Annotated in this window: 13 protein-coding genes; 6 read left to right on the top strand and 7 right to left on the bottom strand. The window is 60.9% G+C overall.

Annotated elements, in window-relative coordinates; translation table 11 throughout:
- The 5 genes from VGH68_RS12520 to VGH68_RS12500 all read right to left on the bottom strand — a co-directional run.
- The coding region (locus tag VGH68_RS12520) for an Ada metal-binding domain-containing protein (protein WP_331603936.1) at positions 1 to 1,148 on the bottom strand (1,148 nt) is incomplete at its 3' end.
- Between the two features lie 146 nt (positions 1,149 to 1,294).
- Complete coding sequence (locus VGH68_RS12515; protein WP_331603935.1) at positions 1,295 to 2,053, bottom strand: molybdate ABC transporter substrate-binding protein; 759 nt, start codon at positions 2,051 to 2,053, stop codon at positions 1,295 to 1,297.
- Positions 2,054 to 2,283: 230 nt separating this feature from the next.
- On the bottom strand, positions 2,284 to 3,900 hold the full coding sequence (locus VGH68_RS12510; RefSeq protein ID WP_331603934.1) for an MFS transporter: 1,617 nt from the start codon (positions 3,898 to 3,900) through the stop codon (positions 2,284 to 2,286).
- A 96-nt stretch (positions 3,901 to 3,996) separates the two neighbouring features.
- The gene (locus tag VGH68_RS12505) at positions 3,997 to 4,464 is read right to left on the bottom strand and encodes an MEKHLA domain-containing protein (RefSeq protein WP_331603937.1); all 468 of its coding nucleotides are present in this window, start codon (positions 4,462 to 4,464) and stop codon (positions 3,997 to 3,999) included.
- Positions 4,465 to 5,821: 1,357 nt separating this feature from the next.
- A complete protein-coding gene (locus tag VGH68_RS12500; protein WP_331603933.1) occupies positions 5,822 to 6,247 on the bottom strand; it encodes a hypothetical protein in 426 nt (141 codons plus the stop codon).
- An 825-nt stretch (positions 6,248 to 7,072) separates the two neighbouring features.
- Here VGH68_RS12500 and VGH68_RS12495 point away from each other — a divergent pair.
- Positions 7,073 to 8,194 carry a hypothetical protein gene (locus tag VGH68_RS12495; RefSeq protein WP_331603932.1) on the top strand — a complete coding sequence of 374 codons (1,122 nt, stop codon included), beginning with the start codon at positions 7,073 to 7,075 and terminating at the stop codon, positions 8,192 to 8,194.
- Positions 8,195 to 8,380: 186 nt separating this feature from the next.
- Here VGH68_RS12495 and VGH68_RS12490 read toward each other — a convergent pair whose 3' ends face one another.
- Positions 8,381 to 9,298 carry a LysR family transcriptional regulator gene (locus VGH68_RS12490; RefSeq protein ID WP_331603931.1) on the bottom strand — a complete coding sequence of 306 codons (918 nt, stop codon included), beginning with the start codon at positions 9,296 to 9,298 and terminating at the stop codon, positions 8,381 to 8,383.
- A 113-nt stretch (positions 9,299 to 9,411) separates the two neighbouring features.
- On the opposite strand from VGH68_RS12490, the gene VGH68_RS12485 reads away from it, so the two are divergent.
- The 5 genes from VGH68_RS12485 (at position 9,412) to VGH68_RS12465 (ending at position 14,790) form a co-directional block, all read left to right on the top strand.
- Complete coding sequence (locus tag VGH68_RS12485) at positions 9,412 to 10,206, top strand: alpha/beta hydrolase (RefSeq protein ID WP_331603930.1); 795 nt, start codon at positions 9,412 to 9,414, stop codon at positions 10,204 to 10,206.
- Positions 10,207 to 10,467: 261 nt separating this feature from the next.
- Positions 10,468 to 11,358, top strand: a complete 891-nt coding sequence (locus VGH68_RS12480) for a LysR family transcriptional regulator (RefSeq protein WP_331603929.1) — start codon at positions 10,468 to 10,470, stop codon at positions 11,356 to 11,358.
- Positions 11,359 to 11,522: 164 nt separating this feature from the next.
- Positions 11,523 to 12,689 (top strand): CoA transferase, encoded by a 1,167-nt coding sequence (locus VGH68_RS12475; RefSeq protein ID WP_331603928.1) that lies wholly within the window; start codon positions 11,523 to 11,525, stop codon positions 12,687 to 12,689.
- Entirely contained in the window at positions 12,686 to 13,450 is a 765-nt protein-coding gene (locus VGH68_RS12470) for an enoyl-CoA hydratase (protein ID WP_331603927.1), read from the top strand. Before VGH68_RS12475 ends, VGH68_RS12470 begins: the two co-directional genes overlap by 4 nt.
- A 23-nt stretch (positions 13,451 to 13,473) precedes the next feature.
- Positions 13,474 to 14,790, top strand: a complete 1,317-nt coding sequence (locus VGH68_RS12465) for an MFS transporter (protein WP_331603926.1) — start codon at positions 13,474 to 13,476, stop codon at positions 14,788 to 14,790.
- 187 nt (positions 14,791 to 14,977) lie between these two features.
- Here VGH68_RS12465 and VGH68_RS12460 read toward each other — a convergent pair.
- A partial coding sequence (locus VGH68_RS12460; protein WP_331603925.1) for an NAD(P)/FAD-dependent oxidoreductase occupies positions 14,978 to 16,421 on the bottom strand: 1,444 nt, incomplete at its 5' end.

Below are 16,421 nucleotides of genomic sequence, written 5' to 3'. Positions count from 1 at the left end.
GCAATGATTGCTTCTGCCCGCGTGCGTGTGATGCCTGTTTCCTGAAGTGCTGTAGCCGGGATGTCGGCGAACGCCGCTGCGCAAGGAAACGTCGTCGTCAAGACGAAGGGCCCTGCGATCTTCGTCCCGAAACGGTCAGCGATACGAGATAAGATCGTTCGTGTATTTGCAACGGACATTTGCTGCCCGACGATAGCGCGCACTGCAACCTCGAAACCATCGAAGCTGCCAGGAACCCGCATACCCGGTAACTCAGCGGCCAGATCGCCCAGATGCATGTCGATCAGGTCAGGGCGGGCAGCAAGGTCGAACATACGACGGACGCGCCCGAGAACGTGTGCAATGACCGGCGTCAGGGAGGTAGGAACAGTCACATCGATCGCGTACCGTTGTGGCGCATGCGCTACGCTCATCCAGCCTACGATGTTCTGACTACCCCGCTTTAGCTCGATGACTCGGCTATAGATATCGTCGCCAATGTGTTCAACGCCGTTCATCTGCCGATGTGCGAAAAACGCAAGCACACCGGCCCAGCAAAACGGCGGTCTGTATCCAAGCGAAAAAACGAGGGTTTCCTGCGGGCGAGAGTCGATCTCCTTGCGGAATCGAAGTGGATTCAGACCGTACTGCTTCAGAAAAAGCGCATTGAACCTTCTGACGCTCCCGAATCCTGCCGACAATGCGACGGTGGTGACGGGCAAGCGCGTATCGGTCAGTAGGCGCTTTGCCAACAGCAACCTTTGCGTCTGAGCGAAGTCGATCATCGACACGCCATATTCGGCATCGAAAATCCGGCGCAGGTGCCGGTCGGTGATGCCAATGCGTGCCGCAAGCTCTGCGAGACTTGCGGTATTCAGAAAACCCTCTTCTATGAGTGCGGCGGCCGCTTGCGCCAGTCGGGCCGACGCATCGAGTAGTCCATTTCCCGGTGCCAACTCTGGGCGGCAGCGCAGACAGGGGCGAAACCCCGCTTTCTCGGCCGCTGCCGTGTTAGCGAAAAATTTGCAGTTCCGCCGCTTTGGCGTCCGGACGGGACACACCGGTCGACAGTAAATGCCCGTCGACGTGACGCCGACGAAGAACCAGCCATCGAAGCGGCGATCTCGCGAAAGCAATGTCTGATAGCAGGTGTCAGGGTCGAGGTTCATGCTCGAACTTTAGCGGAAACCACCGCGTGATTCTCGCCAGATTCGGACATGAGTATTCGAGCGCGTGGGAGAAGAGTCGCGGGTTGACGGTCTGCTGATTGCAGCCTGACTATTTCGTTGAGCGCCAGCGGTGGCGACTCGTCAATTCACCTGGCACCGCTGGCGGCGAAAGCCTCCTTGGCCTGCGGTGAAAGCAGGAACTCGATGAACCGTTCGGCTGTATCACGTTGTGAGGTGTTAGTCGTGACCACCGCGGTATAGGTGAGCGTGCTCTGAAGATCGCCCGGCAGAGGTCCGAGCAGCTTTATGCCCGGGGTCGTGGCGATGAGCGGTATCGTCCCCGCCACGAGATCGTTGCCTTTGCCCGATAATACGGGCCCGAAGATTCCAGTGGGCGTCGTGCGCACGATCTTTGGTTTGAGTGTGTCTGCAATCCCGAGCCGTTCGAGAGCATCGGCAAACGCTTGCCCGGATTTCACGCTGTTAAACACGATCAGGTCCGCGCCGAGCAAGGTGACCTTGAGTTTATCGGCACTGGAAATGTCGTACGCCGGCGAGTCCTGGCGATTACCGAGGCCGACGCCAACGTGAGCGATTATCGGCCTGTCCCCGGCACTGACGTTGCCCGATTTCGTCAGGTCATCGGCAAAGTCAGGCTGGACGATAACCACGTCGGCCGCTTCGCCGTTTTCTATCCTTTTCTTTACAGCGGGCGATGGGTCGAACACCAGGCTGACCTGGTTATGAGTCTGCTGGCGATAAAGATCGACCACCTTTGTCAACGCCGGCTCAAGGGGGCTATCGCTGATGACCTTGATGTCGACCGCCTGAACTGTCGCTGCGAACAGAGACAACGAACCGGCCAGCAAGACGTGCAGGCCGATACGTTTGCGTTTTGCGTTCATGGATTGTGCCTCCTCAATTTCCGGGCGCCAACCGCGCGCCGTGCGCAGGGCTGTCGTCAACCGATTGCCGATGTTGGACGAGCGCGCAGCGTGAGTCTGTTGTCCCTTTCCCGCTGAGCTGCCTGTACACCGCCCCGTTCGCATCGATACCGCGTAGGGACGCCGGCACGACCGCGATACCGAGCCTCGCCGCAACCGTTCGACGATCGTTGACATTGTGCGCGCTTCCATCACTTGCGGCGCCGGATGGTCGTGATCGCAAGCGCCGCTCCGGCGAACGCGCATGCGGCGGAAGCCAGTGCAACGGCGCGCAGCGCGTCAGCGATAGCAGCGGCTTGCGCGATCGCCACCGGCGTCGGCGGCAGCGGACGGGCACTGTCGGTGCCCGCTCCGGCTGGCGCGTCCGGCTCCAGCAACTGGCCGGTCGGGCGCCCATCCCGAGGTAGGTGAAGTGCGTCGAGGCGCTTGGACAACGACGCGTCGTGCGACCACACGAACACAATCCCGAGCACCGCGATCGCCAAAAGGCTCGCCACGCGTGCAACCGCGTTGTTGATACCGGAGGCGACGCCCGCGCGGTCGACCGATACGGAGCCCATCACGGTCGTCGTGAGCGGTGCGACAGTGATGGTCATGCCGAGCCCGAGCACCGCGAGCGCGGGAAAAATTCCGCCCCAATAGCTGCCGTGTACGAACGGCAGCGCGAGCATCACGAAGCCGATGCCAGCGACGCCAGGGCCCACGCTCAACAGCACCCGCGAGCCGAAGCGTTCTGTGAGGCCGCCGGTGAAGCGCGACAACAGGCCGATGATGACCGGCATCGGCAGCAGCGCCGCGCCCGCTTCGGTCGCGCTATAGCCATCCGCGCGAATCAGCGTGAACGGCAGAAAGAACAGGACCCCGCCCAGACCGAAGTAAAGCAGCAGCGTGACGAGATTGGCGCCGGTGAAATCGCGCGAATGGAATACATCGAGCGGCATCATCGGATGACGGCTGTTCGCTTCGATCAGCACGAAGGCGGCGAGCACGAGCACGCCCGCGGCGAGCGCGCACAGCACGAGCGGATGCGCGAAGCCATGTGCGGACGCCTCGGTCAGCCCATACGTGAGCGCCGCAAGCCCCGCTGCCGCGCTCAGCGCGCCTGGCCAGTCCAACTGGTCAGCCGCCTCGGCGTTGTGACTGTTCGGCACCGAGAAGAGCGCGAGCGCAATCGTCGCTGCTGCCAGCGGGAGATTGATGAAGAAGATTGCGCGCCACGACCACGCGTCGACGAGCCAGCCGCCCGCCACCGGACCCACCGCCGAGGTGATCGCGCCGAAGCCGGCCCACGTGCCGATCGCTCGTCCGCGCTGTTCGCCGTCGAATGCCGCACCGATGATGGCGAGACTGCTGGGAACGAAGAGCGCGGCGCCGATACCTTGCACCGCGCGCCCTGCGATCAGCGCCGCCGGGTTCGGCGCGAACCCGCAAGCGGCCGACGCCAGCGTGAAGATGCCGATGCCGGTGATAAACACCGTGCGACGCCCGAGCTTGTCGCCCATCGACCCGCCCACCAGCACGAGCGAGCCGAGAAACAGCAGGTACGCGTTGACGATCCACTGCATTGCCGCGACGCTTGCGCCGAGCTCGCTCTGAATCGCGGGCAGCGCGACGTTGACGACGGAGCCGTCGATAAACGCCATGCTCGAGCCGAGGATCGTCGCGGCGAGCGCGAGGCGCTTGCGGTGGCACGGGCTATCGTAGGCGGCGGGCTGCGCGCGAATGATCTGCGCGTCGCACGGACTCGCGTGGGCGGCGATGATGCGGGCGGTGTTGTGTTCGCGATCGGGAAGGTCGGGGTTGGACAAGTGCGCTCCCGTGCTGGTCGATGCTGACTAGCATAGCAACTGGCGTGGGGGCGCGCTGGTGCGTTGCGATTCCGCTTGAACGTCTGATTTACGCGCTCAGAGATCGCGCGTGTGCGGAATGACAACGGCCTGGCCATGCAGCTTGCCGTTCTCGTCGAGCAGCTGCCACAGCGTCGCTTGTTCGATCATGAAGCGCCGGCCGGACCTGGTCACGCGCACGCCCTGATAGCCCGCCTCGTAACCGAATCGCTGCACGCGCGCGAGGAACTGTTGCCGCTCGTCGCGATTCGGCGCTTCGGCTGAGAGTCGGGACGGCAGTTGTGTGATTTCATCCCAGCTATATTCAAAGCGCCGCTGTGCGGCTTTGTTGCCGTAGATGAAAATCGGATCGGGGTCGGTGTTGTGCGCAAGCACGGCGAACGGCGCGGTTTTGTACAGCCATTGAGTCGCTTCAAGCGCGGACATCGGTAGCGGCACCAAAGGGCGATTCAGCAAGCGGGCGTGGCTGTCGGCGAGGAGTTGATAGAAAGCGGGATCGAGGTAACGTGGGGTCGTTAAAGGCATCTTTCCGAACTCGGGCAACGGGCAAGCAGTCACGATACAGCATCCGCGGGGGGCATTGCGCTGAGCAGGGCGGCTAACAGCCGTCTGGTTGACGTGCGGTTTGGGCTCACGAGGCGCAAGAAGGGGCGTGCCGGTGTCATCCAATTCTCGCGCTGTGGACGCTTGATGGCGAAAGCGTGGCGAACTCAACTGGTGCGCACATGGTTCGGTTTCTCCAATCTGCGCAATTCGGAGCAAATCGTGTTTTGGGAGATCAATTGAAAAGGTTCGCGGTCGGTATCGCAGGATTCGTGTATGGGCTGTGCATCACCTGGATTAGCTTGCTCGCACTGAGCCACCTCGACTGGTTTCGTGATCCGCACAAGATCGCGCGTGGCTGCAACGAACTTGGATAGTGTCTGTTTCCCTGATACAACTGGTTCGTTTTGTACGTGTCTGTTTTAGGCCCAGCTACTGTGGCTGTCGCTATAAACGTGTATGCGTGGCAGAGGTGGTCGCTTAAGCGATGGGCGGGCTACACCGGTGCGGCGATGATTGGGTGCATCGCTCTTTATTTCGTCAGTACGTTCCTTTAGTACCCGTCGCAACATTTGTTAGGGCAATCTGGTTCGAACGAAATTTCGACACGCTTCCCATTTTTTACATCACGAGCTGAATAAGTACGGGTACTCGTTGTGACCTCTCCGCGAAGAAAACCAAATTTTCTTAGCAATGACATTCCCGCGTCAAGACGTTCCGTCGCAAGAGCCTTTGGCTGTCGTTCGCTTTCTTCCGCATGGCCGCTGACCATCGTGTTCTCCTTGGTCACGTGATCCTGGTATGTGACCTTCTGGTCAGCCACCCAATTCGCGAGCCGGAGAACCTCGCCAGCAGGAACTTCGGCACTGTTCGTGGGAAAATAGATATCGAAGTTTTCACTCGGCGAACATGCGAACAACGGCGGACTCACGGAAAGAACCGCGAAACCAAGCGAGATTTGTTTAAGCATTGTATTGGCAGGCAAAACGATATCTCCTCCAATGTCGGGAAGCGGCGTTCGGGGCGTCGGCTTAGGAAAGAACCGGGCAACGACGGATCAGTGCTGGACCGGGTGGCCTATTGTCTCAATAGGATCGCAAGACGAATAATTGACCATTTAAATTGCTGGCGGTCAATGAGATTAAATTGAGACAAGCAATGAGTACAAAAACGTTGAAGATATCGGAGGAGCGAGGTTGCGCCTGATGCCGGCAAGTTGGCTTCTCGCGAGGCACGAAGCGTGAGGGGGATAGGGTTGTCTTGCCACTGAAGATTGACGCGACGCAATGGCCGGCTTCTCCGGCCACTACGTCGATTGCACCTGCTCCTGGCGGATTGCTTAGTGCGGTGTCGTAGCCGGTCGCTGCGCAAGCTTCGCGTTGACGATGGACGCTTTCGCTTGTTGCGCCCTTGCCTTTTGCGATGCTTCCGCAAGCAACTTCACCGCGTGGCTCGCGGTGATACGGCTGTGCGGGATGCCCTTTGCGTCGAGAGCTATGACCTGGAACAGTTCACGGTCGCATTCGAGTTCCTGTTGATATTGCTCTGCCGTGTCCAGTAGCAATTCGAGAAGCGTTTGACGGTTGCGTCGTTCGTCCCGCGTGACCGCTGGGTTTCTGCAAATCGACGAGGCCAGAGTGACCAGGGTGTCCAGGTGACTGATCTGCCGGTCGCACAAGTCGAATGCAGAAAGGGCGAGCTTTTCGTATTGCAGTGCGTCGACGGGTGGACGCGAAGCCGGTTGATTTTTGACTGACTTGCTCATGGTGCGATCTTCTCCCTGTTGCTTCCTGGATCGCCCGGGCACTCGCTTTTTTGGGAAGGGGTGAGCGGGCACGAAGCAGGGTTGACAGACCGGGGCATAAACGAACCGGCGAGCCTTGCGGCTCCCCTACCAAGGCCCGCCCATTGAAATATATAGACGTGCAGAGGTAGACGCACACCCGCCTGAGCGGGTGTGCGGTTTATGCCACAGGCTGTCAAACCTGGTCGCCCGGTGTCTCCCGGCGACTTGGTGATTATACGTCTGCGGCTATCTCGCAATTGACCTTTTGGCCTATGTGTTCGGATTTGGCTAATCGGATAACGTGGGGAAGGGCGAAGGAGTAATCGCTCGGAAACCGGCCTGACTGCAGACAGAGAAGTGAAAGACGATCGAATGGCTTCGCTGCGATTGCCTGGCAGCGGCTGCAACAGGATCCAACGACCGTACGACCGGAACCCCCGATCCGTACGCTGGCATACAGCATGATCAGCATTCAGCAACACGCGGCCTCGCCACGAGGTCGATGGATGTTTCAAATTCATTTCACCTATAGCCCACATTCAATGCACACCATAAATAACTTTTACTTTCCGATCTTCCATGTCCCCGCCATTGTGTTAACCGCAACTGCCGTTCCATAGCCGCAAGTCGTGCAACGCACAACTGCAGCCCACACAAAAAGCAGCCAGCGTTGTCGATGACGGTTTCTTAAGATTTCTTAAGCAATGGGAGCTGATTTTTATCGACGGAGAGTTAGGGAAATCAATTACTCAGACCGATCCTTGACTCGAGGGTCAGGCCGATAAACGGAAAGGAGACAAATCGATGAATAAGCGCCTGATAGGCTTGATGTTGGTCGCCGCGGCCGAGTTGGCTGCTTGCGGCGGTGGAGATAACATCAGCGCACCCACACCGCCCAAGCTTTTGACGAACATCGCCGTGCCCAATGCTTCCAGCCCGCCGTTCAGTTTCGACATCGGCTACGTCGAGGCAGGCAAGTACTTTCTTGCCGACCGCAATAACAAGGCAGTCGACGTCGTGGACACCGGATCGAACAAGTTGATCGCACAGATTCCGGGGCCGTTCACCGGTGCTGGCGCAACGACAAATGAGTCCGGTCCCGACGGAATCGTGGGAATCACGGGCACCAACACGATCTATGTAGGCGACGTGGACTCAGTCAAGGTTATCGATACGGCCGCGCAAAAGACCGTCAACACAATCGTCATCAGTAATTCCGGGTCGCGGGTCGATGAGGGTTGCTACGATCCAGACGATCATCTCGTCATGTTCGCGAGCCCGGGCGACTCCCCGCCGTTTGTCACGTTCATTTCGACACTGACGCAAACGGCTGTCGCAAAGCTTCCTTTCAATGGATCGTCGGGGCTCGAGGCGTGCACCTATGACGCTGTTTCGAAGAGCTTCCTGATCAACAACGATGGGACCTCCGCGAATCCCGACGGCCAACTGGATGTGATCACCGCCAGTTCCGTGGTAATGGGAAGCCCCTCTGTCAGCAAGTCTTTTCCATTGGGCAAATGCGGACCGGCAGGAATCGTGCTCGGGCCCAACAACGACGTGCTCATTGGATGCGATCCGCCAGCCGGCGACCCGCTCATCACGCTCATCCTCGACCGTTCGAGTGGCGCAATTCGAGCTAACCTGCCGTTTGGCGGGGTGGACCAGGTGGGCTACGACCCGGCGTCCAATCGCTATTTCTTGCCGGCCCGGCACTACGTCACTAGCGGTATCGCTGCAGCCTCGGGATTTAGCCCTCAGATGGGCGTGGTCGATGGCGCGTCACGGCAGTTGCTCTTTAAGATTGCGGTAGGCACAGGGGCGCATTCCGTCGCTATCGACAGCACGCTTGGGCAAGTGTATGTGCCGTTCCAGCCCGGCGCGGCAGGATTCCCCAACGGCGGCATTTCGGTGTTCTCAACCCACTAGTGTTTGTAGGCGATGCTCTAACGAGCCAGTTCGGATGACTATCGCCGCTGACGCGTTTCAATACGGGTTGGACAGGCGCTCCCGCCAACGCTTCATGAGCATCCGCGCGATTGCGGGTCTGAAGCGTGGGTGGGAGCGCCTTTCATCGTACCCGGAACGGTCGTTTGCAGATGCGTTGGAATCGGCTCACCTACCGGTTGTGGCATCCCAAGGCGGTTCGTCGCCAAACGCTTCGGCAAGGTAATCGACGAACCGGCGAACCTTGAACGGTATTCGCCGCGCGCTGGGATAAACCGCCTGAATCACCAATTCGGTGGCGCGGTAAGCCGGCAGCAGCGCCACAAGCTCCCCGCTTCGAAGATGCTCCCCGAACACGAACGTTGGGCCGTACGCGATGCCGGCGCCCGCGAGCGCAGCCGACAGCAACAACTGCGTGTTATTGGCCGCAATCCGCGAAGGCCCGTCGATGACGTGCGCTCGATTTTTCGCATCGTACAAGGTCCAGTCTCCCGCGGACACGGCCTCGCTGAAGGCAAGCCTCGGCGCGCGAAGCAGGTCGCCTGGCTTGCGGGGCGCTCGATGTCGTGCAACGTAGTCAGGTGATGCGCATACGACCATCCGGCATGGCGCGATTCGGCGGGTGACCAGCGCCGGGTCATTCAGACGGCCGATCCGGATGGCGACGTCGATGCCCGCGTCGAGCAGGTCGACATAGCGATCGCCGAGAACCACTTCGACATTCACCTGCGGGTGATCTTCAACGTATCGCGCAACGACCTGACCCAGATGCATCGCGCCGAAGGTCACTGGCGCGGCAACCCGCAGGACGCCGCGTGCCGCGCCTTGCGAATCGCTGGCCTCCCGGTTGGCCTCATCGAACGCCTCGAGAATCTGCTTGCTACGTTGGTAGTAGGTGTGGCCCGCGTCCGTCAGACTCAGGCGCCGGGTGGTTCGCTGAAGCAGCCGCGCATTCAGCCGTGCCTCGATCTCACTGACATGCTTGCCAGCCATCGCCGGCGATAACCCGTATCGCCGCGCGGCGGCGGCAAAGCTGCCTTCCTCCACCGCGGCGACGAACACGCCAAGACTTGTCATCCGGTCCATTGCTCTCTCCGATTCGATAACGCCAGTATCGACTGTCACCACTCCACGGGCAATTATCAAACGTCAGACGCACGCCTACGATTCACCCATCCAAACAACGGGAGGTTGACCAGATGGAAATCGAAACGAACGGCACGCGCATCCATGTCACGCAGCGAGGCAGTGGGACTCTGGCGCTGGTGTGCCTGCATTACTACGGCGGCTCGTCGCGCACATGGGACAGGGTTGCGCAACAGCTGTCCGACCGCTATCGGATCGTGGCCACCGATCATCGAGGCTGGGGCGACTCCGACGCACCAGCGGATGGCTACCGTATCGCTGACCTGGCCGATGACGCGCAAGGGGTCATTAAAGCGCTCGGCCTGGGACGCTACGTGCTCGTCGGGCATTCCATGGGCGGCAAGGTCGCGCAGCTGATCGCATCGCGCCGGCCGGGCGGGCTCCAGGGCCTCGTGCTCGTGGCTCCGTCGCCTCCATCGCCAATGCTGCTGTCAGACGAGCAACGCGTGACCTTGTCCGGGGCCTATCGATCTCGCGAGTCGGTCGAATTTGTCATCGACAACGTCCTGACCGCCAAACCGCTCGACGCCGCCTGTCGCGAGCAGGTCGTCGAGGACAGTCTGAAGGGCGCTCCGCAGGCGAAGGCCGCGTGGCCCGACATCGCAATGCGTGAAGACATAACGGCGGCGGTGGCATCTATCGACGTGCCGACGGTCGTGATTTCCGGAGAACTGGACCAGGTCGATCGTCTAGCGACGTTGCAGGCGGAGCTGCTGCCTCGCGTCCCGCACGCGGCGATGCACGTTCTTGCTGGCGTCGGACATTTGTCCCCGCTCGAGGCGCCGGCCGAGGTTGCGCGGATCATCGCAAGCTTTTTGTCGGCGGTCGAAAACAACTCCGCGGATTGAATGCACAGCCGAAGTCCCGCTTGCATTCGACCGAGCAATGAACGCCGCGATGTTGACGGTTTGCGATGCGGGCACACGCGTGGCAAGTCAGCCTCGGACGGCGGATTCGCACTCATCGCAAGCGAAGCGGGCGGTCGTCGACCCGCTTTCACGCTGCCCGCCCGATATCATGTCCCAAAATCGAGACGGCGCCAGTCAGCCCCCAACGCTCCCGCGCCCCTCGCCACGCCGCCAACGCCTTCGCTACAACCCGGAGCCCCAGTGAAGTTCGACACCACCACCATCCGACTGATCCTCGCCATCGCTGAAGAAGGCAGCATCTCCCGCGCCGCCGATAGACTCAGTCTGGCGGTGGCGGCTGCATCGCGCCGCGTGACGGACCTGGAAGAGCAACTCGGCGCCAAGCTCTTCAAGCGCGTTCCACACGGAGTCGAAATCACCGAATCGGGCGCCAAGCTACTGCAATACGTCCGGCAGATCGACAACCTGATCGACCGTCTCGAAGGAGACGCACAGGCTCTGAACCAGGGCCTCGACGGCCGCATTATCATCGGTGCGCCGAAGGCTGTCGTCATCCAGTTCCTGGCCCGTGAGATTGCCGACATCCAGCGCAAATATCCCGGCATCTCGTTGAAGATCGTCGAGGAGAACAGCAAGATCGTGCAGCAACTGCTACGCGACAAAGTGATCGACATCGGTATCTATGAGAAGAAAAGCGGCTTCCTGGACCTGGCGAAGTCCGCTTACAGAGACGACCGCCTGGTGCTGGTCTATAACCGCCCGCATTTTCAGTTTCCCGACGGGCCCATTGGCATCGACGATATCCTCGATCTCCCCATCGTGAGCCTCGGCAAGGGCTCGGCGGTGCTATCCGCCGTGCAGCGCGCGTACCGCAGCCGCGGGCGGCTGTTTCCCAACAATTTCACCGTCAGTGGTTTCGACACCATGCTGGCGATGGTCCGCCATGGCCTGGGTGTCGGCCTGATGCCGCCCGACGTGCTGCGCAGTTTTCATCCCGAGAAATCGCTGGCATCGGCTGAGCTCGAGGGCGACTGGCACCAGCGCAGCTACGTGCTGTCCTGCGTCGAGGGCCACGCGCAGGAGCAGACCCTGCGCAACGTGGTGCTCGAACTGCTGGGCCAACCTGCGTAGTCCCCGCGCGACGCGCCACCCGGTTTCGCAAACGGCGAAACCTGACATGATCCATTCGTTCTTGCGCCGTCCTGGTCTGTAGCGGAGAGTGCGAGCAGAAGACCACTGGCCATGCCCGGCATGGCTAAGGGTCTCACTCACACCTTCGACAGAGGAGACTCAGGATGACTGAATCGAAGCATCTGCCGCTGCAAGGCATCCGCGTGCTGGACGTAAGCCAGGTCATGGCAGGTCCATTCGCCTGCATGCTGCTGGCCGACATGGGCGCAGACGTGATCAAGGTCGAACCGCCCGAGGGCGACCAGACCCGCGGCGCGATGGGCTTCAAGATGAAAGGGCCCGACAGCATGGGCTTCCTGAACATGAACCGCAACAAGCGCTCGCTGACGCTCGACCTCAAGAGCGACGAAGGGCGCGAGTTCTTCTACAAGCTCGCCAAGACCGCCGACGTGATCGTCGAAAACTACCGTCCAGGGGTGGTGCAGCGTCTGCGTATCGACTACGAGTCGATCAAGGCGATCAATCCGAAGATCGTCTACGTCAGTATTTCGGGCTTCGGGCAAAGCGGACCGTGGGCGTCGCGGCCGGGCTTCGATCTGATGGCGCAGGCGATGTCCGGTGCGATGAGCGTGACCGGCTACAAGGGCGGCAAGCCCGTCAAGGCCGGGGTGCCGGTGGCGGACATCGGCTGCGCGCTGTTCGCGGTCTACGGGCTGCTGTCTGCGTACATTGGCGCGCAGAAAACCGGCGAGGGCCAGCACATCGACGCTTCGCTGTTCGATTCGATCATGGCCTTCTCGATCTGGGACATGTCGGAGTATTGGGGCACCGGTGTGCCGCCGACGCCGCTCGGGACGAGCAACAAGATGAGCGCGCCGTACCAGGCCGTGAAGGCGCGAGACGGCTACTTCGTGATGGGCGCCACCAATCAGAAGCTTTGGACCCAGCTATGCGAACTGCTGGAGCGCCCCGATCTGATCGCTCACCCTGACTACGCGAGCGTGTCGCTGCGGCTGAAGAATCGCGAAGCGCTGATCGAAGCGCTGGAGCAGGAATTCGCGAAGCGCGACAGCGCCGCCTGGGTCGACGCGATGCTCGCCGCCGGCATTCCGGCCGGCCCGATCCTGTCCTACCCCGAGGCGTTCGACAGCGAGCACGCCGCGCACCGTCGCATGTGCATGGAGATCGATCACCCGAACGAAGGCAAGGTCAAGAACATCGGCTTTCCCGTCAAGATGCTCGGTACGCCGCAGACGGTGCGTCGTCATCCGCCGCTTCTGGGCGAGCACAACGACGAGATCTTTGCCGAGATCAACGGGACCGCGCCATGAGCGAACTCGTCAGTCTCACGCTCCATGAGTCGGGCGCAGCGGAGATCCTGATCGACCGCCCCGAGCGGCATAACGCGATGACGCTCGAGATGTACGAATCGCTGTTGGCGCTGATCGCCGAGTGCGCCAAGAATAGTGGCGTGCGCTGCATCCTGTTCCGGGGCGCGGGCGGCAAGTCCTTCATTTCGGGCACCGACATCGCGTACTTCAAGGACTTCCGTAACGGCCGTGACGGCGTGGCCTACGAGGCCTTCGTCGAGCGGGTGATCGACGCGGTCGAACGCATTGCGGTGCCCACCGTCGCCGTGATCGACGGGTGGGCCGTCGGCGGCGGCCTGGCACTGGCAACGGCGTGCGATTTCCGGCTCTGCAGCGACGGCTCGCGCTTCGGCGCGCCGATTGCGAAGACGCTCTCCAACACGCTGTCGTCGCGCAACATCGCCCGCTTGCGTGCGGCGCTCGGCGTGCCGCGGGTCAAGAAGATGTTGCTGCTCGCCGACTACCTCACCGCGCAAGAAGCGTTGGCGTGCGGCTATGTCTACAGCGTGTGCTCGCAAGACACCCTGCAGGATGATGCCCATACGCTTGCGCAACGGCTGATGGCGCTTTCACCGGTCACGCAGAAGGCCGTGAAGGAGAGCCTGCGCCGCGATGTTGTCGAACAGCGGCTCGACGACGAAGATCTGATCGAAGAGGTGTACGGCAGCGCCCGTTTCAAAGACGCCGTCAGTGCATTCACGTCGAAATCGTCGAAAAAATAACAACAGACAATGTGGAGTGAGACATGAAACGACTACAAATCAAGGCGACTACTAGCGTCCTGCTGATGTTGTGCCTGATGTACTTCATCACCTACGTCGACCGCGTGAACATCAGCACCGCCGCCGGGCAATTCAAGTCCGAACTCGGACTGAGCAACACACAGCTCGGCTTCGTCTTCTCGGCTTTCGCGTATCCGTACGTGATATTCCAGTTCATCGGCGGCTGGGTTAGCGACCGCTTTGGCGCGAAGCGCACGCTGATCGCCTGTGCGTTCATCTGGGCGGTGGCGACCACGCTGACGGGCTTCGCTGGCGGCTTCGCGACGCTCGTCGCGGCTCGGCTGCTGCTGGGGCTGGGCGAGGGCGCCACGTTTCCCGCATCCACCAGCGCGATGGCGTCGTGGGTGAGGAAGGACAAGCGCGGCATGGCGCAAGGCATCACTCACTCGTCGTCGCGGCTCGGCAATGCCGTGGCGCCGATGCTGGTGCTCGCGCTGATGACTGCGTTCGACTGGCGCTTCGCGTTTTACCTGCTCGGCGCATTGAGTTTCGGCTGGCTGGTTCTGTGGTACGTGACCTACACCGAAAAGCCGGCAGATCATCCGCGCATCACCGATGCGGAAATCGACAGCCTGCCGCCGCCGAGAGTTCGTCCGGTGGAGGCGCCCGGCACCTGGGCGCGTCTGTATCGTCGCTTGCTGCCTGTCTCCGCCGTGTACTTCTGCTACAACTGGATCCTTTGGTTGATGCTCGACTGGATGCCGCTTTACTTCATGCACAGCTTCCATCTGAACATCAAGAAGGCGGTGATTTTTACATCCGGCGTGTTCGTCGCCGGTGTGGTTGGCGATCTGCTCGGCGGCCTCGTCAGCGATAAGCTGCTTCGACGCACCGGCAATCTGAAACTCGCGCGCAGTGTGCTGGTAGCGTGCTGCATGACCATGACCGGGCTGTCGCTGATCCCGGTGGTGCTGATTCACGACCCGATGTATTCGCTGATTTTTCTGGCCGCGGCTATGTTCTTCAACGAAATGAATATCGGGCCGATGTGGGCTATTCCGATGGACATCGCCTATGACCGCTCGGGTACGGCCAGCGGCATCATGAGCGGCACGGGCTTCACGGCGGCTATCGTCAGTCCGGTCGTGGCGGGCTATCTGATCGACCGCCTGGGGAATTGGAATGTCACCTTTCTGCTGTCCATCGGCGTGATGGCCTGCGGTGTACTGCTGACTTTCATCATGAAGCCCGACTTGCCGTTCGTCGCCAAGCCGAAACAAGCGGCGCGTTCGGAGCACGCAGGTCGAGATGCTTCATTGCCGCTTGTCGATAAAACCTGAAAACGCGTGGCTGCGTTGGGGGGCTCGCAGCAGGAGTCGATGGGCAGGAATGCCGTGCGCGCCACAACATGGCATGCCGGTCCACCGACTACAGCGACAGCGACTGCGAGTCCTTTCCGCGACTCGGTTCTATCGTGCCGGGTCAACCAAACACTTTTATTTTCCTCGGCTCGCAATTCGTCGAAACCTACGACACGTGATGAACCTCCTGCAGTCCGAACACGGGCGTCGGAATGCCTTCCATGCGCGCCTTCAGTTGGAGCGACAGATACTGCGAGTAGTGGCGAGACTGATGCAGATTGCCGCCGTGGAACCACAGCGCCTGCTGTTGCGTCGGCTTCCACATGTTGCGCTGCTCGCCTTCCCACGGTCCCGGGTCTTTCGTCGTCGCGGAGCCGAGGCCCCACACCTTGCCGACCCTGTCGGCGACTTCGCGAGAGATCAGATCGGCGGCCCAGCCATTCATTGATCCGTATCCCGTCGCATAGACAACGAGGTCCGCCGGCAACTCTGTGCCGTCCGACAACAGCACCGAATGTGCTTTCAGCTCCGCCACGTCGACGCCACTTTTCAACTTGATCCTGCCATCGGCGACGAGGTCGGACGCGCCTACGTCGATGTAATAGCCAGAGCCGCGCCGCAGATACTTCATGAACAGACCCGAGTCGTCGTCGCCGAAATCGAGCATGAAACCCGCGCGTTCGAGCCGCGCGTAGAAGTCTGCGTCGAGTTCGCGAATCTTCTGGTAGACGGGAATCTGGAACTCGTGAAGGATCTTGTACGGCAGCGACGCGAAGATCATGTCGGCTTTCCATGTCGTCATGCCCGAGGCGACCGCGCGCTCCGAATAAAGATCGCCGAGCGCATGCTCCATCAGCGATTCCGACTTCACGATATGCGTCGATGAACGCTGCACCATCGTGACGTCCACGCCCGCTTCCCATAGGGCGGCGCAAATGTCGTGCGACGAATTGTTAGCGCCGATCACGACCACTTTCTTGCGCCGATACGCGTCAGGTCCCGGATGTTGCGACGAATGATGCTGCTCACCCTCGAACACGTCTTGTCCTTTGAATGCGGGAATATTCGGTTTGCCCGACATGCCCGTCGCGAGCACTAGTTGTTTGGGACGCAGCGTCAGCGTTTCGCCGCCACGCTCGACTTCGACCACCCATTCTTTCGCGACCTCGTCGTAGCGCGCGGATTGGCAGGTGGTGGCGCTCCAGTAGTTCAGCTCCATCACCTTGGTGTACATCTCGAGCCAGTCGCCCACTTTGTCTTTCGGCGAGAAAACCGGCCAGTTATCGGGAAACGGCAAGTACGGCATATGGTCGTACCAGACCGGATCGTGCAGGCAAAGGGATTTATAGCGCTTGCGCCACGCATCGCCCGGCTTCTCGTTTTTATCGACGATGATTGCCGGCACGCCGAGTTGCCGCAGCCGCGCGCCTAGTGCGATCCCGCCCTGGCCGCCGCCCACGATCAGGCAGTAGGGCTGCTTCGAGCGGCCCATCGTTTCGAGTTCGGCCTCGCGGTTTTCCTTCCAGCTGGTGCGGTCCGTGCGCGCGCCGTGTTCGGCGCCCATTGGCCGCCTGATGCCCTTGGGCTCTTCGTGTCCTTTCAGCTCGGCC

The organism is Paraburkholderia sp. (assembly GCF_036488505.1).
Taxonomy (GTDB): Bacteria; Pseudomonadota; Gammaproteobacteria; order Burkholderiales; family Burkholderiaceae; genus Paraburkholderia.
The sequence above is the reverse complement of the archived record's forward strand: the minus strand, read 5'-3'. Positions and strand labels throughout refer to the sequence as shown.